The organism is Pseudomonas sp. SAS7 (genome assembly GCF_052112345.1).
Lineage (GTDB): Bacteria > Pseudomonadota > Gammaproteobacteria > Pseudomonadales > Pseudomonadaceae > Aquipseudomonas > Aquipseudomonas putida_Q.
This window is the reverse complement of the sequence record NZ_JBEGGO010000014.1, coordinates 34571-58902: the sequence shown is the minus strand read 5'-3', so window position 1 is coordinate 58902 and position 24332 is coordinate 34571. Positions and strand designations below refer to the sequence as shown.

Genomic DNA, 24332 nt, shown 5'->3' with positions numbered 1-24332 from the left:
CAGCCCTTGTAGGAGCGGCCTTGTGTCGCGATAGGGCCGCGAAGCGGCCCCAGCAGTTGTTGCGCTATCACTAAATCTGGGGCCGCTTTGCGGCCCATCGCGACACAAGGCCGCTCCTACAACGGTACAGTGCAGCTTTCAGGGGGTTTTGCCCAACTTGCGCAGCTCATCCGACTCCACAATCCGCACCCCGTCTTCTTCCTCCAGCGCCAACCGCCACAAGGCCCGGGCCAAGGTACACGCCTCGATCCCCCGGTACTTGCCAGGTATCAACCTGGAAAACGGCGAAACCAATTGTTCTGCCAGCCGTGGCTCGATTCGCTCGCCCAGTAGCAAAGACGGCCGCACGATGGTCAGCTGCGGCCAGTCCTGGGCCTTGAGCGCCTCTTCCATCTCGCCCTTCACCCGGTTGTAGAAAATCGACGATTTCGGGTCGGCGCCCAGCGCACTGACCACCAGCAGATGCCGTGCGCCCATCTCCCGGGCACGCTTGCTGAACGCCACTACCATGTCCAGGTCCACTGCGCGGAAGGCCGATTCGGAGCCGGCCTGTTTCAGCGTGGTACCCAGGCAGCAGTAGGCGATATCGACCCGCCCGGCCAGCTGTGGAAGGAATACCGCCGGGTCGCCCACCGGGTTTTCCAGGTGCGGGTGCTCAGCCAGCGGCCGGCGGGTAGGCGCCAGTACGCGGGTGATGGTGGGTTCGTTGAGCAGGCGGTCCAGCAGGTGTTCACCGGTCAGGCCGGTGGCACCGGCAAGCAGGACATGCTGAGGCGTCAAATACATGATGTCTCTCCCTTGTTACACACAATTCTAGTGGCTGCCAGGCGATTTTGCCTGTACCCCCACCTTGGCCTGTGCGGCGCTGCGCAATGCTTCTTCGGCCTGTTGCCGACGCAGGCGCTGCCAGTGTTCAAGGACTGCTGGCGGTGCCCACAGCTGCGGCTCCGAGGCCTCGAAGCCTTCCCTTTGTTCTCTTTCGGCAACGCTGGCGCGTGCCAGTTCAAACGCCTGTTTCAAGTTGTCGGTCTGATTCAGTGCTTCAGCGAACAGCGCATCGCCAAAGTAGGTGAAGTCGGCTTCTTCCGAGCACCCGAAGGACACGCGGTCGGCACGGGCGGCGGTCATGATCAGCGTGCGCTCGTCCTTGAGCGGGGCGATGTAGCCCCCTGAATAGCAAGCCGAGATGACGATTACCTTGTCGCGGTCCTTCAATGGCGCCAAGGCAGTGGCCAGTTCGTCGGCAGAAAGGTCGGCCAGTTGCAGGCGCGGCTGGTCGAGCACCAACTGGTGGTCCTGGCTGCCATGGCTGGTGAAGTAGATGAACACCAGGTCTTCGGGGCCGCTGCGTTCGGCCAGGGTGCTGGCGGCGCGGGTGAGGTTCTCACGGGTGGCCATGGGGCGGGTGGCCATGTGGTCGCGGTGGTTGACCAGCGTCACCTGGCCATGGGCGCCAAAGCGCACCTTGAGCATGTTGCTGACGTAGTCGGCTTCGCGCAGGAACACGCTTTGCTGGCCATCGCCGGCCACCACCAGGCTGTACAGCTGGATGGGCGGCGTTGAACGCGGTACCCGGGCCAGCGACTCTTCCAGCAGCCGGCCCTGGTTGAGCAGGGCCAGGTCCAGTGGGTCGGGCAGCAGCTTGCCTTTCTGGTCGCGTACGCGCACACCGTTGGCCCAGGTGCCGCCTTCGACCTGGCCGCTGGGCAAGGTCAGCTGCCCATGGCCATGGTAGGCATCGTTCAGGAAACCGCCGACGTAGGTGCTGCCGTCGGCCAGTTGCAGGCTGCCCCGGCCCGACAGGCGCCAGTCGACGAATTCGCCCTTGTAGTGGCTGCCGTCACTGCCAAGCAGTTCGCCTTCACCCATCAGCGAGCCGTCCTTGAATTCGCCGATCCATACATCGCCATCGGCGTTTTCGTAGCGGCCACGGCCTTCCAGGCGATTGTCCTTGAACTCACCGATGTACTGCTCGCCGTCGACGCTGTCGTACGTGCCGCTGCCTTGCAGCTGGCCGTTGACGAAGCGGCCACTGAACTGGTTGCCGCTGGCATCGCTGCGCACCCCGGCGCCGTTGGGCTTGCCCTTGGCGAACAGGCCTTGGTAGCGGCTGCCGTCGGCCAGCTCCAGCTCGCCCGCGCCTTCGTACAGGTCGTCCTTGAACTGGCCGCGGTAGGTCTGGTCGGCTTGCTTGAGCGTGCCTTCGCCGTCGCGGCGGCCGTGCTTGAAGGTGCCACTGTAGTGGCTGCCCGGGGTGGTCAGGTCGCCCAGCCCCTGGAACAGCCCCTCGGCGAACTGGCCACGGTAAACCTCGCCGTTCTGGCCATGCCATTCGCCCTGGCCATGCCACTGACCGTCCTTGAAGCCGCCGGCGTACCAGCTGCCGTTGGGGTAGTCGATACGGCCCTCGCCCTGCAGCAGGCCATCAACCACCTGCCCCCGGTAACGCCCCCCGTCGGGCAGGCGTGCGTCCGGCGCAAGCAGCGATTCGCCATCGCCACAGGCGGCGAGCAGCAGGACCAGGGTAATGGGGAGCAGTGGACGCATGGCGAGGACCGGGCAATAGGTCTGCCGAGTATGACGCAGAATAAGGGGCCGAGACAGATAGGGCATAAGCAGATGAGACAACAGGCCGGCGCGGCGAGATGGCTGCGAGGTGAATGTCGGGGATCGAGGGTGGGCAGACAGGTGAATGTCGGGGGATCGAGGGTGGGTAGACAGGCGCATGCCTTGGGTTGTTCATTGCCTGTGAGATCGAGCGCCGCCCGCGCGGCGCTTCGCAGCACAAGGCTGCTCCTACATTTGTTTCGGGCCAGTAATACCTGAACCTTTTCCGCGCGGCCCCTTGTTTGTTCCATTCGATATCGAGGGGTAAGCAACTGCTCTTCATCAATCTCCTGTCATACATCCAGGGGGGCGCGCGCCTAGGGTGCAGGAGTGACTGGCCCGAAACAAATGTAGGAGCAGCCTTGTGCTGCGAAGCGCCGCGCGGGCGGCGCTCGATCTCACAGGCGCGCAAGAGCTCAAGTCATACCCTTCAATGCCCCCGCAAAAACTCCACCATCCTGCGGTTCACCTCTTCAGCCGCCTCCATCTGCACCATATGCCCAGCCTCGGGCAGCACCAGTACTTCTGCCTCCAGGCCTTCGGCATGGCTGGCCGGGATGATCGCGTCCTTGCCGCCCCACACCACCAGCGCCGGATGCTGCCCCAGTACCCCGCGCAGGTCGTGGCGCTGGCGGTCGCCGTCGGCGATGGCCGATGCCAGCTGGCGCAAGGCGTCATCAACACCTTCCAGGCGCTTGAACTTGAGCATGTCCTCCAGCATTTGCCGGGTGACCAGCGCCGGGTCGGCAAACAATTGCACCATCTGCGGTTTGAGCGCATTGCGGTTGGCGGCGGTGACAAAGCCTTGCAGGTACTGCCCGTTGATCGCTTCGCCCAGGCCGGCACTGGCCACCAGGCTCAGGCTGGCCACCCGCTGCGGCGCCAGGCGCGCCACGTTGAGGCTTACCGCGCCACCCATGGAATGGCCCGCCAGGTGGGCCTTGGCGATGTCCAGGTGGTCGAGCAGGGCCAGCACGGTTTCGCTCAGTTCATCCAGGTCGCCGCGTTGCAGCGCCTTGGCCGATTCGCCGTGCCCCGGCAGGTCGAGGGCGATCACGCGGCGTTCAGCGGCCAATGCCGGGTGGTTGAACAGCCAGTTGTTGAGGTCGCCGCCAAAACCGTGCACCAGCACCAACGGCGTGCCACCTTCGCCCAGCTCGAACCAGCGCAGCAGGCGGCCGCCAACCTCTGCCTTCTGTGGGGCCGGCCCCTGGGCCTGATCCGCGCCCCCCTCGGCGACGAACTCGGCCTGGAAGCGCTGCACCAGCGCATCGATTTCGGCTTCTTCGGCTTCGCCTTCCACCACCACGGCCAGCAACGCGCCCACTGGCAGGGTTTCATCCGGCTTGGCCACCTGGCGGCGCAACACGCCACTGAACGGGGCTTCGACGCTGCTGCTGATCTTGTCGGTCTCGACGTCCAGCACCTCGTCGCCCTTGGTGATTTGGTCACCTTCCTGCTTGAGCCAGGTGTCCACCCGGCCTTCGGTCATCGACAGGCCCCACTTGGGCATGGTCAGTGTATGGATCTGGCTCATGCGGCACTCCTTGCGGCTTCGATCACCTTGCGCACGGCCGCTTCGATCTTCGCCGCGTCAGGGATGTACAGGTCTTCCAGGGCATCGGAGAACGGCACCGGGGTGTGTGGTGCGGTGACCATTTCAATCGGGCCCTTGAGTGCGTCGAAGGCCTTCTGCGCCACCAGCGCGCTGATGTCGGTGGCCATCGAGCAGCGCGGGGTGGCTTCGTCGATCACCACCAGGCGGCCGGTTTTTTCCACACTTTCAAGAATGCTGTCTTCGTCCAGCGGGCTGGTGGTGCGCAGGTCCAGCACTTCGCAGTCGATGCCCTGGCGGGCCAGGTTGTTGGCGGCTTCAAGTGCTACGTGGACCATGCGGCCATAGGTGACCAGGGTCACGTCGTCGCCATCACGCAGGAAGTTGGCCTCGCCGAACGGCACGGTGTACACCTCTTCCGGCACCTCGCCCTGCATGCTGTACAGCAGCTTGTGCTCACAGAAGATCACCGGGTCGTTGTCGCGGATCGCCTGAATCAGCAGGCCCTTGGCATCGTAAGGGGAAGAAGGGCACACCACCTTCAGGCCGGGGATGTGCGTCCACAGCGAGGTGAGCATCTGCGAGTGCTGGGCGGCCGCACGCAGGCCGGCGCCGTACATGGTGCGCATCACCAGCGGGGTGACCGCCTTGCCGCCGAACATGTAGCGGAATTTGGCGGCCTGGTTGAGGATCTGGTCCAGGCAGCAGCCGGCAAAGTCGACGAACATCAGTTCGCACACCGGGCGCAGGCCCTGGGTGGCGGCACCGACGGCGGCGCCGACGTAGCCGATTTCCGACAGCGGTGCGTCCAGCACGCGGCCGGGGAACTGGTGGTACAGGCCCTTGGTCACGCCCAGTACGCCACCCCAGGCGTCCTCCTCGCCGGGTGCACCGGCACCGCCGGCAACGTCTTCGCCAATGATGAACACCGTGCTGTCGCGGCGCATTTCCTGGGCCAGGGCTTCGTTGATGGCCTGCTGGTAGCTGATCTTTCTTGCCATGGTGGTTCTCCTGTTGTTCTTGTAATCCGCGGCTCAGGGGTAGCTGACGTAGACGTCGGTGAGCAGGTCGGCGGGCTGTGGCTTGGGATCGGACTTGGCGCGGCGCACGGCGTCTTCGATCAGGTCCTCGATGCGCGCGTCGATGGCGTCCAGTTGCTCGGCAGTGAGCAGGCCGGCGCGGGTGGTCTTGTTGCGGAACTGCATCAGGCAGTCGCGGGATTCGCGCAGGTTCTTCACTTCATCCGGGGCGCGGTAGGTTTGCGCATCGCCTTCGAAGTGGCCGTAGTAGCGGCTGAGCTTGACCTCGATCAGCGACGGCCCTTGCCCGGCACGGGCACGCTCGATGGCGGCCCCGGCGGCCTCGTACACGGCAAAGAAGTCGAAGCCGTCGATGGTGACGCCCGGCATGCCGAAGCCGGCTGCGCGGTCGGCAATGTGGTCGCAGGCGACGGACCAGTTGGAGGCGGTGGCCTCGGCGTAGCCGTTGTTTTCGGCCACGAAGATGCACGGCAGGTTCATGATCGACGCCATGTTCATGGCCTCGAACACGGCGCCTTCGTTGGAAGCGCCATCGCCGAAGAAGGCCACCGACACGTCGTCACGGCCCTTGAGTTTGGCTGCCAATGCTGCCCCGGCCACCAGCGGTGCACCGGCGCCGACGATGCCATTGGCGCCGAGCATGCCTTTTTCCAGGTCGGCAATGTGCATCGAGCCGCCTTTGCCGCCGCACACGCCGGTTTTCTTGCCATAGATCTCGGCCATCATGCCGTACACATCCACCCCCTTGGCGATGCAGTGGCCATGGCCGCGGTGGGTCGAGGCGATGCAGTCGCTGTCGCGCAGGTGGGCCATTACCCCGGCGGCTGAGGCTTCTTCGCCGGCGTACAGGTGGACGAAGCCGGGGATCTCGCCAGTGGCGAATTCCACGTGCAGGCGTTCTTCAAAGGCGCGGATGGTGCGCATCACTTCATAGGCATGCAGCAGTTGTTCGGTACTGAGTTGATTGGACATCTTGTTGTTCTCCAGGGTTGTCTCAACGCGGGTTTGCAGGGTGCAGCCGGTGGCCGCGCGGCACGGCCAGCAGGTGATGGCGGGCGGCATGCGCCAGGACGGCCTCGACATCCACGCTCAGCGGGCCTTGGTGGTCGAGGGTGATGGTGGGCGTGTCGTGCTCGGCGAATTCGATTTCGCGCTCGCCGTCCAGGGCCAGGGTGCCGCTGGCCAGGCTCAGGCGATGGGCGACGCCGGGCGTCAGCGGGCCGCTGGCGGTGATGCCGCAACCTTGCAGCAGGCCGGGCGCCAGGGGCGCGAGCAGCGCCTGTTCGGCAGCGGGGTTCAGGCGTACCCAGGCGCCGTGCGGGTCCTGGCGCGACACCGGGCACCACAGCCCGCACAAGGCTGACAGGCCAATGGCATGGGGCTCGGCGAAGCAGGCAAAGACTTCGCTCAAGTCTTCGCTGCGGCTGAGTGCACGGGCACCGATGAAGCGCTGGGGCGATACCGCCACTTCCACCAGGGCCCATTCGGCAAGCTGTTGCTCGGGCACCTTCACCAGCAGGCGCTTGTTGCGGCGCAGGCCGATGCTGGCCGGTACCTGGCCGCTGGCGAGCAGGCCGCCGGCCAGGCCGGCACTGGTGGCTTCACGCAGTTCGGGGAAGGCATTGTTGGTGCCGGTGGACAGCGTCAGCAGCGGTATGTCACCGGCCTCGGCAGCGACTGCCTTGTGAGTGCCGTCGCCACCGAGCACGGCGATCATCGCCACACCACGCTCGACCATGCGCCGGGTGGCCAGGCGGGTATCGGCAACGGTCTGGGTCAGCGGCAGGTCGAGTATTTCGATGGCCGGCCAGTGCTGGTCACGGGCGCCCGGGCCCTGGCTGGCCTTGAGCACGGCGGCGGCGATGCCGGTCATGTCGCTGGGCAGTAGCACCTGGCCGATGCCAGTGGCACCGAAGGCCGCCAGCAGGCGCTGGATCGCCGAGGCCTTGTCGGTGCTCGAATAGAGCCCGGCATTGGCGGTCAGGCGGCGCAGGTCGCGGCCAGAGGCAGGGTTGGCAATGATCCCGACGGTCGGGGCGGGTAGCGGCATGGCGCACCTCGTATTTTTGTTTGCAAGGGCAGGAGCAAGCGCGGTGCCAGCTTTTCATGGCGTGGCTGAAATGGCCGCGCCAGAGCGGTTTTGTTGCGCTCAGGCAAGTGCTCATTGCGCTGCTGGCGAGACGCCGGGTGCCAGCGCGGGGCCTGGGTTGGCGAGACGCTGAGACGCAGCGTCTCAAGCCAGCCGGTAATCACACAGTGCTTGTCGGGGCATGCCGGGAAGCGCTTAATGGCCGCACAACGATAAAAACAGCAACGAGAACCGGAGGGCCTGAATGCTTGCCGCGAACTCCCGAGCCCATGTCGACTGCGTCAGCCGGGTGCTGAAGAACGCCGACCGCCTGCCACAGGCGCCGGTGCCAGCGCTGATCCTCGATTCATGGCGCCGCTCCATGGAGCTGTACCGCCTCGACCCCGGCTCCCAGCAGGGGCCGCGTATCCTGTCCCAAAGCCTGCTCAACGAATGCCGCGAACGCGCCGAGCTGTTTCTGCGCATCGCCAGCGATGCCGTGGCGCGCCTGCACGAGCGGGTGCGCGGCGCCGACTACTGCGTGCTGCTGACCGATGCCCAGGGGCGCACCATCGATTACCGGGTCGAATCGGCCATCCGCAATGACTGCCGCAAGGCCGGGCTGTACCTGGGCACCTGCTGGTCGGAGGGCGAGGAGGGCACCTGCGGTGTAGCGGCGGTGCTGACCAGCAAGGCCCCGGTCACGGTGCACAAGCGCGATCACTTCCGCGCAGCCTTCATCGGCCTGACCTGCACTGCAGCGCCGGTGTTCGACCCACAGGGCGAGTTGCTGGGGGTGGTGGATGTATCGGCCTTGCAGTCACCGGACGACCGCCGCAGCCAGCACCTGATCCGCCAGTTGGTCGAGCAGACTGCCCGTGAAATCGAAAACGCCTTCTTCATGCACAGTGCCCAAGGCCACTGGGTAATGCGCGCCCATGGCACCCCGGGTTATGTGGAGAGCCAGCCCGATTACCTGCTGGCCTGGGATGCCGATGGCCGCTTGCAGGCCATCAACAGCCTGGCGCGGCAACGGCTGGTGCAGCACCTGGGGCGCTTGCCCGAGCACATTGGCGAACTGTTCGACATGGGCCAGCTACGGCGCGTCAACACGTCGTCCGCCCAGCGCCTGCCGGGCCTGGGTGGGCTGTATGGCCGGGTCAGCGCCCCGCAGCAACGCCAGCGCGCGCAGCCCTTGCAGCAGGCGCAGGACGCCCGTATCGAGCAGCATTTGCGGCTGGCCACGCGGGTCAAGGACTGCAACCTGGCGGTGCTGGTACAAGGTGAAACCGGGGCCGGCAAAGAGGTGTTTGCCCGCCAGCTGCACCAGCAAAGCCAGCGCCGCGACGGGCCATTTGTCACGCTGAACTGCGCCGCCATCCCGGAAAACCTGATCGAGAGCGAACTGTTTGGCTATGTAGCCGGGGCCTTTACCGGGGCTTCCAGCAAAGGCATGCAGGGGCTGTTGCAGCAGGCCGATGGCGGCACCCTGTTCCTTGACGAAATCGGCGACATGCCGCTGAACCTGCAAACCCGCCTGCTGCGTGTGCTGGCCGAAGGCGAAGTGGCGCCGCTGGGGGCAGCACGGCGCGAACGCGTGGACATTCAGGTGATCTGCGCGACTCACCGCGACTTGGCGAAGATGGTGGCGGAGGGCCGTTTTCGCGAGGACCTGTACTTCCGTCTGGCCAATGCCCGGTTCGAGCTGCCGCCGCTGCGTGAGCGCGAGGATCGCTTGGGGCTGATTCACCAACTGCTGGCCGAGGAGGCGCAAGCGTGTGCGGTCGAGGTGGTGTTGGCGGATGCTGCGTTGCAGTCGCTGCTGCTTTACTGCTGGCCGGGCAACCTGCGCCAACTGCGGCAGGTGTTGCGTTATGCCTGTGCGGTGAGTGAAGGCGGGCAGGTGCAGTTGCAGGATTTGCCGCAAGAGGTGCGCGGTGATGCGGTTGTTTCGGCTGAAAGCGGCGTGTCCTGCCCGGCCCGGCAGTTGTTGCTGGATGCACTGATCCGCCATCGCTGGAAGCCGGCCGATGCAGCGCGGGCGTTGGGTATTTCGCGGGCTACCTTGTATCGGCGTGTGCACGAGCACCGCATCGAGATGCCGCGGATGAAGGGGTAGGGCCCCGGCAGGCAATAAAAAACCCCGGAACAAGTCCGGGGTTCTGGTACATCACACTATTCGATCAATGCTCGTTTGCCAGCTTGTGTTCGAGGTAGTGAATGTTGACGCCGCCTTTGCAGAAGCCTTCATCACGCACCAGGTCGCGGTGCAGCGGGATGTTGGTCTTGATGCCGTCGACGACGATCTCGTCCAGGGCATTGCGCATGCGCGCCATGGCTTCGTCGCGGTCCTTGCCGTAGGTGATCAGCTTGCCGATCAGCGAGTCGTAGTTCGGCGGAACCGAATAACCGCTGTACAGGTGCGAATCGACGCGAACGCCGTTGCCGCCTGGGGCGTGGAAGTGCTTGACCTTGCCTGGGCTCGGGATGAATTTCTTCGGGTCTTCGGCGTTGATCCGGCACTCCAGCGAGTGGCCACGGATAACCACGTCTTCCTGGCGGAACGACAGCTTGTTGCCAGCGGCGATGCTCAGCATCTCCTTGACGATGTCGATACCGGTAACCATCTCCGACACCGGGTGCTCAACCTGCACGCGGGTGTTCATCTCGATGAAGTAGAAGCGGCCGTTCTCGTACAGGAACTCGAAAGTACCGGCACCACGGTAGCCGATCTCGATGCACGCATCTACGCAACGCTTGAACACTTCCTGACGGGCTTTCTCATCGATACCCGGGGCTGGTGCTTCTTCCAGGACCTTCTGGTGACGGCGCTGCAGCGAGCAGTCGCGGTCGCCCAGATGGATGGCGTTGCCCTGGCCGTCGGACAGTACCTGCACTTCCACGTGGCGTGGGTTGGTCAGGAACTTCTCCAGGTAGACCATCGGGTTGCCGAAGGCAGCACCGGCTTCGGTACGGGTGAGTTTGGCCGAGGAAATCAGGTCCTCTTCCTTGTGCACCACGCGCATGCCGCGACCACCACCGCCACCGGCGGCCTTGATGATCACCGGGTAGCCGACGTCACGGGCAATCGCCAGGGCGACTTCTTCGTCTTCCGGCAGCGGGCCATCGGAGCCCGGTACGGTCGGTACGCCCGACTTGATCATCGCGTCCTTGGCCGACACCTTGTCGCCCATCAGGCGAATGGTGTCGGCTTTCGGGCCGATGAAGGCAAAGCCGGACTTTTCCACCTGCTCGGCGAAGTCAGCGTTTTCCGCCAGGAACCCGTAACCCGGGTGAATGGCGGTAGCGCCTGTCACTTCGGCCGCAGCGATGATCGCCGGGATGTGCAGGTAGGAATCTTTGGACGAAGCAGGACCAATGCAGACCGACTCGTCTGCCAGGCCCAGGTGCATCAGTTCGCGGTCGGCCGTGGAGTGCACGGCGACGGTCTTGATGCCCAGCTCTTTGCAGGCACGCAGGATCCGCAGGGCAATTTCCCCGCGGTTGGCGATCAGGACTTTTTCCAGCTTCCCAGACATCGTTGGCTCTCCGCGAATCAAACGACGGTGAACAGCGGCTGGTCGAACTCAACCGGCTGGCCGTCTTCTACCAGAATGGCGTCGATGACACCGCCAACATCGGCTTCGATGTGGTTCATCATCTTCATGGCTTCAACGATGCACAGGGTGTCGCCTTTCTTCACGGACTGGCCCACTTCAGCGAAGTTCGGCGAGGTCGGCGAAGGCTTGCGGTAGAAGGTACCTACCATTGGCGAGCGGATCACGGTGCCTTTCAGGGCCGGGGCAGCGGCAGCGGCTTCGGCGACTGGAGCAGCAGCGGCAACCGGGGCAGCAGCAGGGGCAGCGGCCATCGGTGCTGGTGCGTAGAACTGTTGGGCAGCTGGGGTCTTGCTGTGACGGCTGATACGGACCGACTCTTCGCCTTCCTTGATCTCCAGTTCGTCGATGCCAGACTCTTCCAGCAGTTCGATCAGTTTCTTGACTTTACGGATATCCATTAATCATCAACTCCCAAAGGTTCGGTCAGGGGGCGAAATACAAAAAAACGTATCGGAAACGTTTCTCTCGAACCCCGGCCCACTTAGGCCAGGGTTTTCATCATTTGGGCTGTGCGTTGGCAGCCAGTTGTTCCAGCGCGGACTCCAGGGCCAGGCGATAACCGCTGGCGCCCAGGCCGCAGATCACCCCTACGGCAACATCGGAAAAGTAGGAGTGGTGACGGAACGGTTCGCGTTTGTGCACGTTGGACAGGTGCACTTCGATGAATGGGATGCTCACCGCAAGCAATGCGTCACGTAATGCGACGCTTGTGTGGGTGAAAGCAGCCGGATTGATCAGGATGAAGTCCACACCCTCGTTGCGTGCGGCGTGAATGCGGTCGATCAGTTCGTATTCGGCATTGCTCTGCAGGTACTGCAGATGGTGGCCTGCGGCGCGGGCACGTTGCTCCAGGTCCTGGTTGATCTGGGCCAGGGTCACGGCGCCGTAATGGCCAGGCTCGCGAGTACCGAGCAGGTTGAGGTTTGGGCCGTGGAGCACCAGTAGCGTTGCCATCTGCGGATTCCTTGGATTTGTAGGGCAATTCGACACAGCGCGGCGAGTGTGCCGTAAAGCGACGGCAAGTGTCCAGTTCCCGGCAATAGCCAGCACGATGTCCGAGATTCGCGCGAAGTATGTGACCAAATAATTAAATCTGGTCACCTATTACAGGATTTTTCCCGGCACGCGGGAAGTTATAGACCGACTTTGCCGCGCACGCGTGTCAGAATTTGCGCAAAATCACCGGCGTTTATCTCGCCAATCACCCGATCAGCGGTAATTTCGCCGCCGTTCGCGGCAAAGAACAGCAGGGCGGGTGGGCCGAACAGCTGGTAGCGGTCGAGCAGCTTGCGTTGCTCGGCACTGCTCTCGGTGATGTCGAAACGCAGCAGCTTGAAGCCGGCCAACTGCGTTTGCACCTGCGGCGCATTGAGCACTTCATGCTCGATCACCTTGCAACTGATGCACCAGTCGGCGTACCAGTCCAGCAGCACTGGCTGGCCGGCCGCCTTGGCCTGGGCCAGTGCGGCGTCCAGTGCGCTGGGGGTGGTGATGGTCTGCCAGGCATCTGCCTGTGCCGCCTGGCTGCTGCCGGTGGCCGCCAGTGTTGCAACGGGCAGCGGGCGAAGCGGGTCGCCCTGGCCGCTCAGGGCGCCGTACCAGCAGGCCAGGGCGTATACCAGCAAGGCCAGGCCTAGCAGTTGGGCCAGGCGCTGGCGTGCATCCTTGACGACGAATTCCAGGGCGCCGAGGAACAGTGCCACGCCAGCGGCGAGGAAACCCACCAGCAGCAAGGTCACCGGCCCCGGCAGCACGCGGCTGAGCAAGCCGATGGCCAGGCCCAGCAGCAGTACGCCGATGGCGTTTTTCACCGTGTTCATCCATGGGCCGCTTTTCGGCAGCCATGCTGCGCCACCGGTGGCCACCAGCAACAAGGGGGCACCCATGCCCAGGCCCAGGGCGAACAGCTTGAGTGCGCCGCCCAGGGCATCGCCACTGGCGCTGATATACAGCAGCGCGCCGGCCAGAGGTGCCGACACACACGGCGAAACCAGCAGGCTGGAGAGCACGCCCAGCACTGCCGCGCCCAGTAGCGAGCCACCCCGGGTATGGTTGGCGACGTTGTTCAGGCGGTTGCTGAGTGCCTGGGGCAGCTTCAGCTCGAACAGGCCGAACATGGCCAGGGCGAACAGCACGAAAAACAGTGCGAAGGGCACCAGCACCCAGGCCGACTGCAGGCGCGCCTGCAGGTTCAGGCCGGCGCCGAACAGGCCCATCAGCGCGCCGAGCGCCGCGAAACTGGCCGCCATCGGCAGCACGTAGGCCAGCGACAGCGACAGCCCGCGCAGGCCACCGACCTGGCCGCGCAGCACTACGCCAGACAGGATCGGCAGCATCGGCAGTACGCACGGGGTAAAGGTCAGGCCGACCCCGGCGAGGAAGAACAACAGCAGCGATTTCCAGTTCCAGCCGCGTTCGGCGGTTGCGGGGGCGTTGGCGCCGCCTTCGCCATCGATGCTCAGGCGTGCGGTTTCAGGTGGGTAGCACAGGCCTTTGTCGGCACAGCCCTGGTAGCCCACCAGCAGGGTGAAGGCTCGCGGGTCGGTGCGTGGCAGCTCGATGTCGAGTACGCCGTGGTACACCTCGACGTCGCCGAAGAATTCATCGTGCTTGGCCTCGCCCTTGGGGATGTTCGGGGTGCCCAGGGCAATGTCGGCCGACTCGGTGCGGAACTGGAAGCGGTGGCGGTAGAGGTAATAGCCCTCGGTGGCGACGAAGCGCAGCTTGACGGTTTGCGCATCGGCCTGGACCAGGCTGAGCTTGAAGGCTTCGTGTACCGGCAGGAAGTCGGCGTTGTTGGCCAGCGAAGCGGCGCCGAGGGTGGCGCTGGGGCGGTTGTCGAGCAGGCCCGTGGCGAACGCAGGGCTGGCCAGCAGCAGGAACAGCAGGAAAAACAGGCGGCGCATGGCGGACTCGCGAGGTGGAACGTGCCGGGCATGATAGCGGAGTTGGTGCGGGTTGGGGCCAGTAGCGCTTGCCATGACATGTTTGGCGCTCGATCTCTCAGGCGCTGAAAGGCTCAACTCAAACCCTGAACGCCCGCACCGCCCGGTTCAGCTCACCGCCCAGGCTCAGCAACTGCTCGCCTTGCTCGCGCCCTTCACCTATGCGCTGCAGGTTATCTTCGCCCAGCGCGTGAATCCGCTCGCTGTGGTCACGAATTTCACTCACCGCGCCACTCTGCTGGGCCGTGACATCGGCAATGCGCACCGCTGTGTCGGCAATGGTGCGGATGGCACAGACAATCTCGTCCAGCGCGCCATCCGCAGCCTGGGCCTGGCTGGCCGTGGCCTCGGCATGCTCAAGCTGCGCACGCATCCCCGCCACCGAACCTTTCGCGGCTTGCTGCAGGCGGTCGATCAGTGCCTGAATCTCGCCGGTAGCCCCCGTGGTGCGCTGCGCCAGCGAACGCACTTCATCGGCCACCACGGCAAAGCCACGGCCCATTTCACCTGCACGGGCGGCTTCGATCGCGGCATTCAGCGCCAGCAGGTTGGTCTGTTCGGCAATCGAACGGATCACTGTCAGCACCCCGCCGATGGTCGCCGATTCTTCCGCCAATTGCTCGATCATGCGGGCGTTGCCTTGCACTTCATCGACCAGCTCGCGCAAGCCCGACAAGCTCTGGCCAATGACCGCCTGGCCCTGTTCCACTGCGCGCCCGGCATCGCGGCTGGCATCGGCAGCGGCGCTGGCATCGCCCGCCACTTGCTGAATGGTCGCTTCCAGCTCGCCCAAGGCATCGCGGATCTGGCCGGTATCGCCGGCCTGGCGCTCGGCGCCGTCGTGCAGGGCGGCGCTCATCCCGGCCAGGGCGTGGCTGCTGCCAGCCACCTGCTCGGCGTTGTGGCGGATGGTGCCGACCAGCTCCACCAGGTACTGGCGCAGGCGGTTGAGCGACTCCTGGATGTCGTGCAGTTCGCGGTTGGTCTTGCCCAGGGAGATGGCCTGGGCAAAGTCGCCCTCGGCCCAACGTGACAAGGCTGGGGCAAGGCTGGTGAGGGTGCGGGTCAGGCGCCGCTGCAAAGTGTCGATCAGCAGGGCGATGAGCAGGATCAGGCCGATCATCAGGCCCTGGATGATGCGCACCTCAGCGGCGATCTTGGCATGTTCGCCGCGTACTTCGGGTTCCAGCGCGGCGATGGCCTGCTGCACCGCCTCCAGGCGCTGACGGGTGCTGGCGGCAAGGGCGACGCGGCGTTCGATCTGTTCGCGGGTGCGTTGCAGTTCGGCCGGGTAGCGGCTGAGCAGAGTTTGCAGTTCACGCTTCAGGCCCACCGCAATGTCTTCCTGCTGGGCGCTGGCCTGGGTTTCCAGGCCCATCATGGCGGCGAAGTCGTCGGCACCGGATTCGGCTGCGCGGGTTACGCCCAGCAACGGCAAACTGTCGATGGCCTGCGCCTGGGTGCGGATCAGTTGCAGTTCACGCTCCACTTCGTCGGCCAGCTCCGGGCGGCCGCTGCTGACCAGCTTGTCCCTTGCCAGCGACAGGCGGCCCAGGTGCACACTGGCATCGAGCAACGGCAACAGGTAGCGGTTGGCATCGGCGCTGCCGCTGTCGCGGGCGTAGCCGGCCAGTTGTTCGAAGTTGGCCCCCAGTTCCCGCTCGGCCTGCAGCAGCAGGGCTTGCGGATCGCCGGCCAGTTTACCGGCGGCCAGCAGTTCGTTGGCAGTGAAGGCCTGCAGGTTGTCGAGGCTGGGGCGCAGCTTGCCGGCCAGTTCTGTGGGCCACTCGTCAAGGCTGGCCTGCAATTGCTGGTTGGCCTCCATGGCGGCGGCATGGCGCAGGGCATCGCCGCTGCCCAGGTAAGCCTGGATATTGCGTGCTGCCTGGTTCTGGAACTGCTGGGACAGGCCCAGGTAGCGCTCCATCATCTGGTAGGGGCGTTCCAGGGCACGCTGCGACCACCACAGGGTGACGCCCAGGGCGAGACACACCGTTACCAGCAACAGGGTGTTGAAATTGGTCAGCCACTTCAGGCGCATAGCTGCGAACTTCCTGCGCAGGGGAGAGGTAGGCGCCTGAAGTTATTGCGATTTTGTGACCGGGTGATGACGACAGGGGCTTGGTGCCAGAAAAAAAGTGGCACAGTGCCGCTATCGGTGTGGCCTGCTCTGGCCTCTTCGCAGCTCAAGGCTGCTCCTACATTCAGCGTGCTCCCTGTAGGAGCAGCCTTGTGCTGCGAAGAAGCCGGTACAGCCTATAAATAACTCAAGGTTCCACACGAACGACGCAATTACGCCCCGCGTGCTTGGCCCGGTACAGCGCCTCGTCCGCCGCACTGGCCATGGTCAATGCATCCAGCACATCATCCAGCTGCACCACCCCGGCACTGAACGTGCACTGCAAATCCCGCGGCTGCGCCGGGTAGAGGATTTCTGCAAAGCGCCGGCGAATCTCGTCCAGCACCTTGTGCGCTGCGTCCAGCGCGGTATTGGGCATGACGATGGCGAACTCTTCACCCCCATAACGGCCAATGAAATCAGTTTTGCGCAAGCGTTGCTTGAGGAACAGCGCCAGGCTCTTGATCACCCTGTCGCCCATGGGGTGGCCGTGGCGGTCGTTGATCTTCTTGAAATGGTCGATGTCGAGCATGGCAAAGCTCAACGGCTGCTGTTCGCGGCGGGCGCGGAAGCTGCAGTCTTCCAGCAGTTGCAGGATGTGGGTGTGGTTGTACAGCCCGGTCAGGCTGTCGCGCACCATGCGCGCCTTCAGGTGCCGGGCGCGGGCGGCGCGGTTGCGCACGGTGGTGATCAGGTGGCGAGAGCGAAACGGCTTGGTCAAAAAATCATCACCGCCTTCGCTCATCGCATCCAGCTGCTTGTCCAGGTCGTCTTCGGCAGACAGGTAGATGATCGGCACGCTCACATAGCGGTCGCTGTGGCGGATCACCTTGGCCAGCTCCGGGCCGGTGCAGGCAGGCATGTACAGGTCGAGGATGATCAGGTCGGGCTGGAAGTCGGCAAGCTCGGCCATGGTGCGGATGGGGTCGGTCAGGCTGCGGGTGACCATGCCGGCGCTGGCCAGCACGCGCTCGGTGTGCAGCGCCTGGGTGCGCGAGTCGTCGATGATCAGCACGCGCAGCGGGTCGTGCGGGGTGGCGTTGGTCAGCAGTTCGACCTTTTCCAGCAGGCTGGAAGCCTCGAGGCTGCCGGTGAGAAAGTCCTGGCCACCCGCGCGCACAGCGGCGAGGCGGGTCGGGGTGTCGGCTTCGTGGTGGCTGAAGAACAGCAGCGGAACAGGTAGCGCCAGCCCCTGCTGCACCTTGGCGGCCAGCAGCAGGCCTTGGCCGGCACCGGTGAAGTCCACATCCATGATGATGGCCGAAGGCGGGTATTCGTTGATCGAGGCGAGAAACGCCGCAGCGCTGGGCAGCGCTTGCACCACCAGGCCAAAGAACTCCAGTTGCTGGGCCAGGCGCTGGGCACGCTCATGGTCCTGCAGCAGGATGTACACCGGCTTGCGCAGGGGTAGCAGCAGCGGGTCGAGCGGGTCGTCCTTGCGCAGGCCGCTACGCGTCACCTGTTGGGTGGGGCACTGCGGGCTCGGCTCAACTGCTTGGCTCATGTCCTGGCTACTTATAGGTTGGGATGTGCAGGGGCAATGATGGCTCTATGCTGGCAGCTCTTTGCAAATACGTGACTGCCCTGTATCAACAAAGCGGCCAGAACGAATATTCAGTTGCTGACTGATTGGTCGCTTATGCGTACGGTGGTGTCTGCTTTATAGTGCTGCCATGCGGGCTTGCCGTGGCACCCTGGCGCAGGCCTGTGGTCAAAGCCCTAGAACCGTCGTGACTGATTAAGGACAAAGCCATGCTGGACTGGAAAAACCGCGAGGCCAAAGCCGAGCCCCGTGAGCGTGTCGACGGCCGCGGCGCTGCCGCCCGTAGCTACCTTGGCGGCCTGTGGAGCCGTGCCCTGGGGACCCTGATCGGGTTGTACCTGCTGGTGTGCATCGGCCTGGGCTGGTACTGGAGCCAGGAGCCGGAACTGTTCCCGGTGCAGCAGAATGCCCAGTCTGCCGCTGAGCGCGGTGGCCAGCAGATGGTGGTGGGCTACACCACCATCGAAACCCTCAAGACTGTGGCCGGCACCTTGCTGAACAAGCCGGGCGGCTACATCTCCAACGACCGCTTCCCGCCAGGGCTGTGGATGGACAACATGCCGAGCTGGGAATACGGCGTGCTGGTCCAGGTACGCGACCTGTCCCGCGCCCTGCGCAAGGACTTCGCCCGCTCGCAGTCGCAGTCCACCGAAGACGCCGACCTGGCCAAGGCCGAGCCGCGCTTCAACTTCGACAACAAGAGCTGGATCCTGCCGTCGAGCGAGTCGGAGTTCGAAGAGGGCATCAAGTCGCTGAGCCGTTACCAGACCCGTCTGGCTGCTGGCGACAAGGGCGCGATCTTCTACACCCGCGCCGACAACCTGAACAACTGGCTGGGTGACGTGGCCACTCGCCTGGGATCGCTGTCGCAGCGCCTGTCGGCCAGCGTTGGCCGGGTCAAGCTCAACACCACGCTGAAGACCGAGTCGGTAGTTGCCGGTCAGGCGCCGCAGGTGGACGAGGAGCTGGTGGAAACCCCATGGCTGCAGATCGACAACGTGTTCTACGAAGCCCGCGGCCAGGCCTGGGCGCTGTCGCACCTGCTGCGTGCCATCGAGGTGGACTTCGCCGACGTGCTGGCGAAGAAGAATGCCACCGTCAGCGTGCGTCAAATCATTCGTGAACTGGAGGCATCGCAAGAGCCGCTGTGGAGCCCGATGGTGCTCAACGGCAGCGGCTTCGGCATGTGGGCCAACCACTCGCTGGTCATGGCCAACTACATTTCGCGGGCCAACGCTGCCGTGATCGACCTGCGTCAGCTGCTGTCGCAGGGTTGAGAATGGCCATCAGCCCGAACGAGGCCGCCCACCGGGCGGCCTCCGACCGCGAACTGGTTAGCTGGGTGGACGAGGCCGATCAGGTGCTGGGGGCATTGCCCCGCGCCGAGTTGCGCGAGCGTGGCCTGATCGGCCGTTGCACCTTCATTCTGCTGTTCAACAGTGCCGGTGAGTTGTGTGTGCACCGGCGTACCCTGAGCAAGGCGCTGTACCCGGGGTACTGGGATGTGGCGGCGGGTGGCATGGTGACGGCCGGGGAGGGTTACGCTGACTCGGCGGCGCGTGAGCTGGCCGAGGAACTGGGAATTGAAGGGGTTGAGTTACGCTTTCATGAACGGTTCTATTTTGACCAGCCCGACAACCGGTTGTGGTGTGCGGTGTATTCAGCGGTGTCCGATGCGCCGTTGCGCCTGCAGCCGGAAGAGGTAATCGAGGCGCGGTTCATTGGCTTGGAGCAGGCTGAGCAAGAGAGCCTGAGCAAGCCGTATTGCCCGGACTCATTGGCGGCGTTGCAGCGATATAAAGTCAGCCAGGGATAGTTGTTTCAATACGGGCCCTTTCGCGGGCACGCCCGCTCCCACAGGGATTGTGAAGTGTTCGAGGGCCGCGCTGTACCTGTGGGAGCGGGCGTGCCCGCGAATAGTCGCAAAACATTCGTAAAATGCCGCAATCCTGTACTTAGCAACAGCCGGATTTATCGTTACACTGCGCGCCCTTTTCGGGCTGTCGCAGGATCTTGCGGCAGTAGCGCCGCCCCTGCCAGAGTGGGGCTTCGCGGTCGGCCTCAACCCCAAGGCACGACCAGTTTTTGTCCTCAGCACAGAGGAACAAAAGTGGCCAAGAAAGCTTCTTCCTTTTCCGCCCTTGGCGGTCTCGTTTACTCCACCGACGCTGGTCGGCACTGCCCCGACTGTGGCCAGCCGGTGGATGCCTGCAGCTGCAAGCAGCAAATCATCCCCGAAGGCGACGGCATTGCCCGTGTGCGCCGTGAGAGCAAAGGCCGTGGCGGCAAGACCGTGACCACCGTCACCGGTGTGCCGCTGCCGCCCGACCAGCTCAAAGACCTGGCGACCACCCTCAAGCGCCGCTGCGGTACTGGCGGCGCCCTGAAGGACGGGGTTATCGAGATCCAGGGCGACCATGTCGAGCTGTTGATCGGCGAGCTGACCAAACAGGGTTTCAAGGCGAAAAAGTCCGGCGGCTGAGGCCATCGCGCGATTTTTTGCCCAGCGCTTTCTAAACTCGTTCCTGTGCTCAGGGTCTATGCCTAAGCACGGATGAATCGTCATTTACAGCTTTTACACTCGCTCCGCTGCCTGCGGGGCAGTGTCTTCGACTTATCTATAGGGGACTTGAATGTCCGTACGACGCACACGCAAAGACGATGGTAGCCAGTGGACCGTGGCCGACAGCCGCAGTGTTTATGGCATCCGCCATTGGGGCGCTGGTTATTTCGCCATCAATGAAGCCGGGCGCGTCGAAGTGCGCCCCAACGGCCCCGACAGCGCGCCGATCGACCTGTACGAGCAGGTTGACGAATTGCGCCAGAGCGGCCTGTCGCTGCCCTTGCTGGTGCGCTTCCCCGACATTCTGCAGGACCGCGTACGCCAGCTGACCGGTGCGTTCGATGCCAATATCGCGCGCCTGGAGTACCAGAGCCAGTACACCGCGCTGTACCCGATCAAGGTCAACCAGCAGGAAGCGGTGGTGGAGAACATCATCGCCACGCAAAACGTTTCCATCGGCCTGGAAGCCGGCTCCAAGCCCGAGCTGCTGGCCGTGCTGGCGCTGGCGCCGAAGGGCGGCACCATCGTGTGCAACGGCTACAAGGACCGTGAGTTCATTCGCCTGGCGCTGATGGGCCAGAAGCTTGGCCACAACGTATTTATCGTCATCGAGAAAGAGTCGGAAGTGGCTCTGGTGATCGACGAGGCCGCCGAGCTCAAGGTGAAACCGCAGGTCGGCCTGCGCGTGCGCCTGTCGTCGCTGGCCTCCAGCAAATGGGCCGACACCGGTGGCGAGAAGTCCAAGTTCGGGTTGTCTGCTGCCCAGCTGATCTCGGTGGTGCAGCGCTTCCGCGATGCCGGCCTGGACCAGGGCATCCGCCTGTTGCACTTCCACATGGGCTCGCAGATTGCAAACCTGGCCGACTACCAGCACGGCTTCAAGGAAGCCATCCGTTACTACGGCGAGCTGCGTGCGCTGGGCCTGCCGGTCGACCACATCGACGTTGGCGGCGGCCTGGGCGTGGACTACGACGGCACCCACTCGCGCAATGCCAGCTCGATCAACTACGACATGGACGACTACGCCGGCGTGGTGGTGGGCATGCTCAAGGAGTTCTGCGACGCGCAGGGCCTGCCGCACCCGCACATCTTCTCCGAGAGTGGCCGCTCGCTGACCGCGCACCACGCCATGCTGGTGATCCAGGTCACCGACGTCGAGAAGCACAACGACGACGTGCCCACCATCGAGAACAAGGAAGCCCTGCCCGAGACCGTGCAATGGCTGGCCGACCTGCTTGGCCCGACCGACATCGAGATGGTGACCGAGACTTACTGGCGCGCCACCCACTACATGGGTGACGTGGCCGCGCAGTACGCCGATGGCAAGATCAGCCTGAGCGAGAAGGCCTTGGCCGAGCAGTGCTACTTTGCCGTGTGCCGCCGCCTGCATAACTCGCTGAAAGCCCGCCAGCGCTCGCACCGCCAGGTGCTGGACGAGCTGAACGACAAGCTGGCCGACAAGTACATCTGCAACTTCTCGGTGTTCCAGAGCCTGCCGGACACCTGGGCCATTGGCCAGGTGCTGCCGATCATCCCGCTACACCGCCTGGACGAAGAGCCGCTGCGCCGCGCCGTACTGCAGGACCTGACCTGCGACTCGGACGGCAAGATCAACCAGTACGTCGACGAGCAGAGCATCGAGACCAGCATGCCGGTGCATGCGCTGAAGGACGGCGAGGACTACCTGCTGGGCGTGTTCCTGGTCGGTGCCTACCAGGAAATCCTGGGTGACATGCACAACCTGTTCGGTGACACCGACTCGGTGAACATCTACCAGAACGCCGATGGCAGCGTGTACCACGCCGGCATCGAGACCCACGACACCATCGAAGACATGCTGCGCTACGTGCACCTGTCGCCGGAGGAGTTGATGACCCACTACCGCGACAAGGTCGCCAGCGCCAAGATCACTGCGCGCGAGCGCACGCAATACCTGGATGCGTTGCGCCTCGGGCTGACCCGGTCTTCGTACCTGTCGTCGTAATTGCCGGGGCCGCTTTGCGGCCCATCGCGACACAAGGCCGCTCTTACAGAGACAGCGATATCACATGGGGTCGCGACCTCTTGTAGGAGCGGCCTTGTGTCGCGATCTGAGGGCGCAGCCCTCACCGCGTCATACGCGGTAATGATTCGCCTACGGTGCCCTTCATCGCGACACCTACCCTTGAACGCAATGTTCAAAGGAAGTAGACATGGATCGTCACGGCAATCACCGCTTGCGCCAAGGGCGCTTCTCGGAGCCAGGCAGGCTCTACCTGCTAACCACCATCACGCGCGATCGCCTTCCGTTGTTCAGGAAACTCTTGTTTGCGCGGACGGTAATCCAGCAGTTGCGCCTTAGTGATCATGAAGGGGGCTGCCGCTCTCTGGCTTGGGTCTTGATGCCGGATCATCTGCATTGGCTGATCGAACTGGGGCCAACCAGCTTGGGCAATCTCATGTGTGCCTTCAAGTCGCGAAGCAGCTGCGCGCTTTACCGTAAAGGCATTGAGCGCCGGCACATCTGGCAACCTGGCTTTTATGACCGGGCATTGCGCAAGGAAGAGGATGTAAAGGCCGCTGCCCGCTACATCATCGCCAACCCGATTCGGGCTGGCCTGGTCCGGCGAGCGGGCGAGTATCCGCATTGGGATTGTGTGTGGCTATGAGTCAGCAGGTGAGGGCTTTGCCCTCATTTCGCGACACAAGGCCGCTCCTACAGGGGACCCCGATACCAAGCCGTTACGCGATCCACTCACCCTTCTGCTGCAACCGCCACCCCACCCACCCCAGCGTCACCGCCCGCAACCCCATGAACCCGAGAAACGCCAACCACAACCCATGGTTGCCGAACCCGCTCATGGCGACCGCCACCGGCAGTGCAATCAGCACCGACACCAACATCGCATTGCGCATCTCCCGCGCCCGGGTGGCGCCGATGAACAGGCCGTCCAGCAAATAGCTCCACACTGCAATCAACGGTAGCAACGCCAAATAGGGCAAATATGGGTAGGCCGCCGCCCGCACACTGTCGATGTCGGTCTGCAAGTCGATGAACAGGTGCCCACCCAGCAGGAACAACCCGGCAAAGCCCAGGCTGGTGATCAGCGACCAGCCGCAGGCGACCACCAGCGAACGGCGCAGGGTGTCGCGATCACGGGCGCCGATGGCATGGCCGCACAGTGCTTCCACTGCGTGCGCCAGCCCGTCGAGGGCATAGGCGGTCAACAGCAGGCCGTTGAGCAGCAGGGCGTTGGCCGCCACGGTGGACTCGCCCAAGCGTGCGCCTTGTACGGTAATCAGCAGAAACACCAGTTGTAGCGCCAGGCTACGCAGGAAAATATCGCGGTTCACCGCCAGCAGCGGGCGCCAGGCCTGCCAGCGTTTGAGCGCCGCCCACGCCACTTGCCCCGGGTAGGCCCGCAGGGCCGGGCGGGTCAGGGCCAGGCCCAGCAGGGCGGCACTCCACTCGGCAATCACCGAGGCCCGCGCCGAGCCCAGTACACCCCAATCCAGCCCCAGGACAAACCACAGGTTCAAGACGATGTTCAGCAGGTTGGTGGTCAGCAGGATGGCCAGCGGTGCCCGGGCGTTCTGGGTGCCCAGAAACCAGCCAACCAGCGCGTAGCTGGCCAGTGCTGCGGGCAGACCCAGCAGGCGGGTGTGGAAGAAGTCTTCGGTGGACTGCTGCAGGGCTGCGCTGGGTTGCATCGCATGAAGTGCAAGCTGACTGAACGGCAGGGCCAGCAGGCCGATCAACACGGCGAAGGCGACCGCCAGCAACAGCCCTTGCACCAGCACCTGGCGCAACGCCGCGCCATCGCCACGGCCGGCGGCCTGGGCGGCGAAACCGGTGGAGCCCATGCGCAGGAAGCCCATCAGGCCGACCATGAAGGTGAACAGCGTGGCGCCCACCGCCACGGCGCCCAGCTGGTGGGCGTGGGGGAGGTGGCCGATGACCGTGCTGTCGACCAGCGCCACCAGCGGCACGGAGATGTTGGACAGGATCATCGGCGCGGCCAGCGCCCAGACCTTGTGATGGGTGGGGCTGTGGCGCCAGTCGGTGGTCAGTGAGGGCATCGGGGGTCCTGGGCAATCTGGGGCTGCTTTGCAGCCCTTTCGCGACACAAGGCCGCTCCTACAGGTGTAACGCGGTCTGTGTAGGAGCGGCCTCGTGTCGCGAAAGGGGCGCAAAGCGCCCCCGCTTTTTTGAGTGGCCACAGTGTAACGGCCAGGCAACCATTTAGCGCGACCATGGTCTCACTTGCCGCGCAACGCCCGGGTGCTGCACCT

General features: G+C 64.3%; 19 protein-coding genes. 6 read left to right on the top strand and 13 right to left on the bottom strand.

Going from position 1 to position 24332, the window contains the following annotated elements:
* Positions 1 to 138: 138 nt before the first annotated feature.
* From ABI582_RS21115 to ABI582_RS21090, 6 genes are all read right to left on the bottom strand, one after another.
* Complete coding sequence (locus tag ABI582_RS21115) at positions 139 to 786, bottom strand: oxidoreductase (protein ID WP_043199313.1); 648 nt, start codon at positions 784 to 786, stop codon at positions 139 to 141.
* A gap of 27 nt (positions 787 to 813) precedes the next feature.
* Positions 814 to 2547, bottom strand: coding sequence for a C13 family peptidase (locus ABI582_RS21110; protein ID WP_442120187.1), 1734 nt, complete (start codon positions 2545 to 2547; stop codon positions 814 to 816).
* 490 nt (positions 2548 to 3037) lie between these two features.
* Complete coding sequence (locus ABI582_RS21105) at positions 3038 to 4144, bottom strand: acetoin dehydrogenase dihydrolipoyllysine-residue acetyltransferase subunit (protein WP_442120186.1); 1107 nt, start codon at positions 4142 to 4144, stop codon at positions 3038 to 3040.
* Entirely contained in the window at positions 4141 to 5163 is a 1023-nt protein-coding gene (locus tag ABI582_RS21100; RefSeq protein WP_442120185.1) for an alpha-ketoacid dehydrogenase subunit beta, read from the bottom strand. The genes ABI582_RS21105 and ABI582_RS21100 overlap by 4 nt, the downstream gene beginning before the upstream one ends.
* A 33-nt stretch (positions 5164 to 5196) precedes the next feature.
* On the bottom strand, positions 5197 to 6174 hold the full coding sequence (locus ABI582_RS21095; RefSeq protein ID WP_016497852.1) for a thiamine pyrophosphate-dependent dehydrogenase E1 component subunit alpha: 978 nt from the start codon (positions 6172 to 6174) through the stop codon (positions 5197 to 5199).
* A gap of 22 nt (positions 6175 to 6196) precedes the next feature.
* On the bottom strand, positions 6197 to 7252 hold the full coding sequence (locus tag ABI582_RS21090) for an ATP-NAD kinase family protein (RefSeq protein ID WP_442120184.1): 1056 nt from the start codon (positions 7250 to 7252) through the stop codon (positions 6197 to 6199).
* Positions 7253 to 7535: 283 nt separating this feature from the next.
* Here ABI582_RS21090 and ABI582_RS21085 point away from each other — a divergent pair, with 283 nt between their 5' ends.
* A complete protein-coding gene (locus ABI582_RS21085; RefSeq protein WP_442120183.1) occupies positions 7536 to 9389 on the top strand; it encodes a sigma-54-dependent Fis family transcriptional regulator in 1854 nt (617 codons plus the stop codon).
* 64 nt (positions 9390 to 9453) lie between these two features.
* Here the strand turns inward: ABI582_RS21085 and accC are convergent, their stop codons facing one another.
* The 6 genes from accC to ABI582_RS21055 form a co-directional block, all read right to left on the bottom strand.
* Positions 9454 to 10809, bottom strand: a complete 1356-nt coding sequence (accC, locus tag ABI582_RS21080; RefSeq protein ID WP_012270325.1) for an acetyl-CoA carboxylase biotin carboxylase subunit — start codon at positions 10807 to 10809, stop codon at positions 9454 to 9456.
* Positions 10810 to 10826: 17 nt separating this feature from the next.
* Positions 10827 to 11288, bottom strand: a complete 462-nt coding sequence (gene accB, locus ABI582_RS21075; protein WP_016497855.1) for an acetyl-CoA carboxylase biotin carboxyl carrier protein — start codon at positions 11286 to 11288, stop codon at positions 10827 to 10829.
* Between the two features lie 100 nt (positions 11289 to 11388).
* Positions 11389 to 11844 (bottom strand): type II 3-dehydroquinate dehydratase, encoded by a 456-nt coding sequence (aroQ, locus tag ABI582_RS21070; RefSeq protein ID WP_003255330.1) that lies wholly within the window; start codon positions 11842 to 11844, stop codon positions 11389 to 11391.
* 179 nt (positions 11845 to 12023) lie between these two features.
* Positions 12024 to 13796 (bottom strand): protein-disulfide reductase DsbD, encoded by a 1773-nt coding sequence (locus ABI582_RS21065; RefSeq protein WP_442120182.1) that lies wholly within the window; start codon positions 13794 to 13796, stop codon positions 12024 to 12026.
* Positions 13797 to 13914: 118 nt separating this feature from the next.
* Positions 13915 to 15876 carry a methyl-accepting chemotaxis protein gene (locus tag ABI582_RS21060; RefSeq protein ID WP_442120181.1) on the bottom strand — a complete coding sequence of 654 codons (1962 nt, stop codon included), beginning with the start codon at positions 15874 to 15876 and terminating at the stop codon, positions 13915 to 13917.
* 226 nt (positions 15877 to 16102) lie between these two features.
* Positions 16103 to 17458, bottom strand: coding sequence for a diguanylate cyclase (locus ABI582_RS21055; protein WP_442120180.1), 1356 nt, complete (start codon positions 17456 to 17458; stop codon positions 16103 to 16105).
* A 248-nt stretch (positions 17459 to 17706) separates the two neighbouring features.
* Between ABI582_RS21055 and ABI582_RS21050 the strand changes: the two genes are divergently transcribed.
* The 5 genes from ABI582_RS21050 (at position 17707) to ABI582_RS21030 (ending at position 22708) form a co-directional block, all read left to right on the top strand.
* Positions 17707 to 18774, top strand: coding sequence for a DUF2333 family protein (locus ABI582_RS21050; protein WP_016497859.1), 1068 nt, complete (start codon positions 17707 to 17709; stop codon positions 18772 to 18774).
* Positions 18775 to 18776: 2 nt separating this feature from the next.
* Complete coding sequence (locus tag ABI582_RS21045) at positions 18777 to 19313, top strand: NUDIX hydrolase (RefSeq protein WP_016497860.1); 537 nt, start codon at positions 18777 to 18779, stop codon at positions 19311 to 19313.
* Positions 19314 to 19607: 294 nt separating this feature from the next.
* On the top strand, positions 19608 to 19979 hold the full coding sequence (locus tag ABI582_RS21040; protein WP_016497861.1) for a translation initiation factor Sui1: 372 nt from the start codon (positions 19608 to 19610) through the stop codon (positions 19977 to 19979).
* A 151-nt stretch (positions 19980 to 20130) separates the two neighbouring features.
* On the top strand, positions 20131 to 22044 hold the full coding sequence (speA, locus tag ABI582_RS21035; RefSeq protein ID WP_016497862.1) for an arginine decarboxylase: 1914 nt from the start codon (positions 20131 to 20133) through the stop codon (positions 22042 to 22044).
* 208 nt (positions 22045 to 22252) lie between these two features.
* Positions 22253 to 22708 carry an REP-associated tyrosine transposase gene (locus ABI582_RS21030; RefSeq protein ID WP_442120179.1) on the top strand — a complete coding sequence of 152 codons (456 nt, stop codon included), beginning with the start codon at positions 22253 to 22255 and terminating at the stop codon, positions 22706 to 22708.
* Between the two features lie 73 nt (positions 22709 to 22781).
* On the opposite strand, the gene ABI582_RS21025 is transcribed toward ABI582_RS21030, so the two are convergent.
* Positions 22782 to 24119: an MATE family efflux transporter gene (locus tag ABI582_RS21025; RefSeq protein ID WP_442120178.1), complete on the bottom strand. Its 1338-nt coding sequence runs from the start codon at positions 24117 to 24119 to the stop codon at positions 22782 to 22784.
* Between the last annotated feature and the right edge of the window lie 213 nt (positions 24120 to 24332).

Bases quoted from the DNA above. Each gene is read 5' to 3' on its own strand.
- ABI582_RS21115 (WP_043199313.1), bottom strand. From the start codon at position 786: ATGTATTTGACGCCTCAGCATGTCCTGCTTGCCGGTGCCACCGGCCTG.
- ABI582_RS21110 (WP_442120187.1), bottom strand. From the start codon at position 2,547: ATGCGTCCACTGCTCCCCATTACCCTGGTCCTGCTGCTCGCCGCCTGT.
- ABI582_RS21105 (WP_442120186.1), bottom strand. From the start codon at position 4,144: ATGAGCCAGATCCATACACTGACCATGCCCAAGTGGGGCCTGTCGATG.
- ABI582_RS21100 (WP_442120185.1), bottom strand. From the start codon at position 5,163: ATGGCAAGAAAGATCAGCTACCAGCAGGCCATCAACGAAGCCCTGGCC.
- ABI582_RS21095 (WP_016497852.1), bottom strand. From the start codon at position 6,174: ATGTCCAATCAACTCAGTACCGAACAACTGCTGCATGCCTATGAAGTG.
- ABI582_RS21090 (WP_442120184.1), bottom strand. From the start codon at position 7,252: ATGCCGCTACCCGCCCCGACCGTCGGGATCATTGCCAACCCTGCCTCT.
- ABI582_RS21085 (WP_442120183.1), top strand. From the start codon at position 7,536: ATGCTTGCCGCGAACTCCCGAGCCCATGTCGACTGCGTCAGCCGGGTG.
- accC (WP_012270325.1), bottom strand. From the start codon at position 10,809: ATGTCTGGGAAGCTGGAAAAAGTCCTGATCGCCAACCGCGGGGAAATT.
- accB (WP_016497855.1), bottom strand. From the start codon at position 11,288: ATGGATATCCGTAAAGTCAAGAAACTGATCGAACTGCTGGAAGAGTCT.
- aroQ (WP_003255330.1), bottom strand. From the start codon at position 11,844: ATGGCAACGCTACTGGTGCTCCACGGCCCAAACCTCAACCTGCTCGGT.
- ABI582_RS21065 (WP_442120182.1), bottom strand. From the start codon at position 13,796: ATGCGCCGCCTGTTTTTCCTGCTGTTCCTGCTGCTGGCCAGCCCTGCG.
- ABI582_RS21060 (WP_442120181.1), bottom strand. From the start codon at position 15,876: ATGCGCCTGAAGTGGCTGACCAATTTCAACACCCTGTTGCTGGTAACG.
- ABI582_RS21055 (WP_442120180.1), bottom strand. From the start codon at position 17,458: ATGAGCCAAGCAGTTGAGCCGAGCCCGCAGTGCCCCACCCAACAGGTG.
- ABI582_RS21050 (WP_016497859.1), top strand. From the start codon at position 17,707: ATGCTGGACTGGAAAAACCGCGAGGCCAAAGCCGAGCCCCGTGAGCGT.
- ABI582_RS21045 (WP_016497860.1), top strand. From the start codon at position 18,777: ATGGCCATCAGCCCGAACGAGGCCGCCCACCGGGCGGCCTCCGACCGC.
- speA (WP_016497862.1), top strand. From the start codon at position 20,131: ATGTCCGTACGACGCACACGCAAAGACGATGGTAGCCAGTGGACCGTG.
- ABI582_RS21030 (WP_442120179.1), top strand. From the start codon at position 22,253: ATGGATCGTCACGGCAATCACCGCTTGCGCCAAGGGCGCTTCTCGGAG.
- ABI582_RS21025 (WP_442120178.1), bottom strand. From the start codon at position 24,119: ATGCCCTCACTGACCACCGACTGGCGCCACAGCCCCACCCATCACAAG.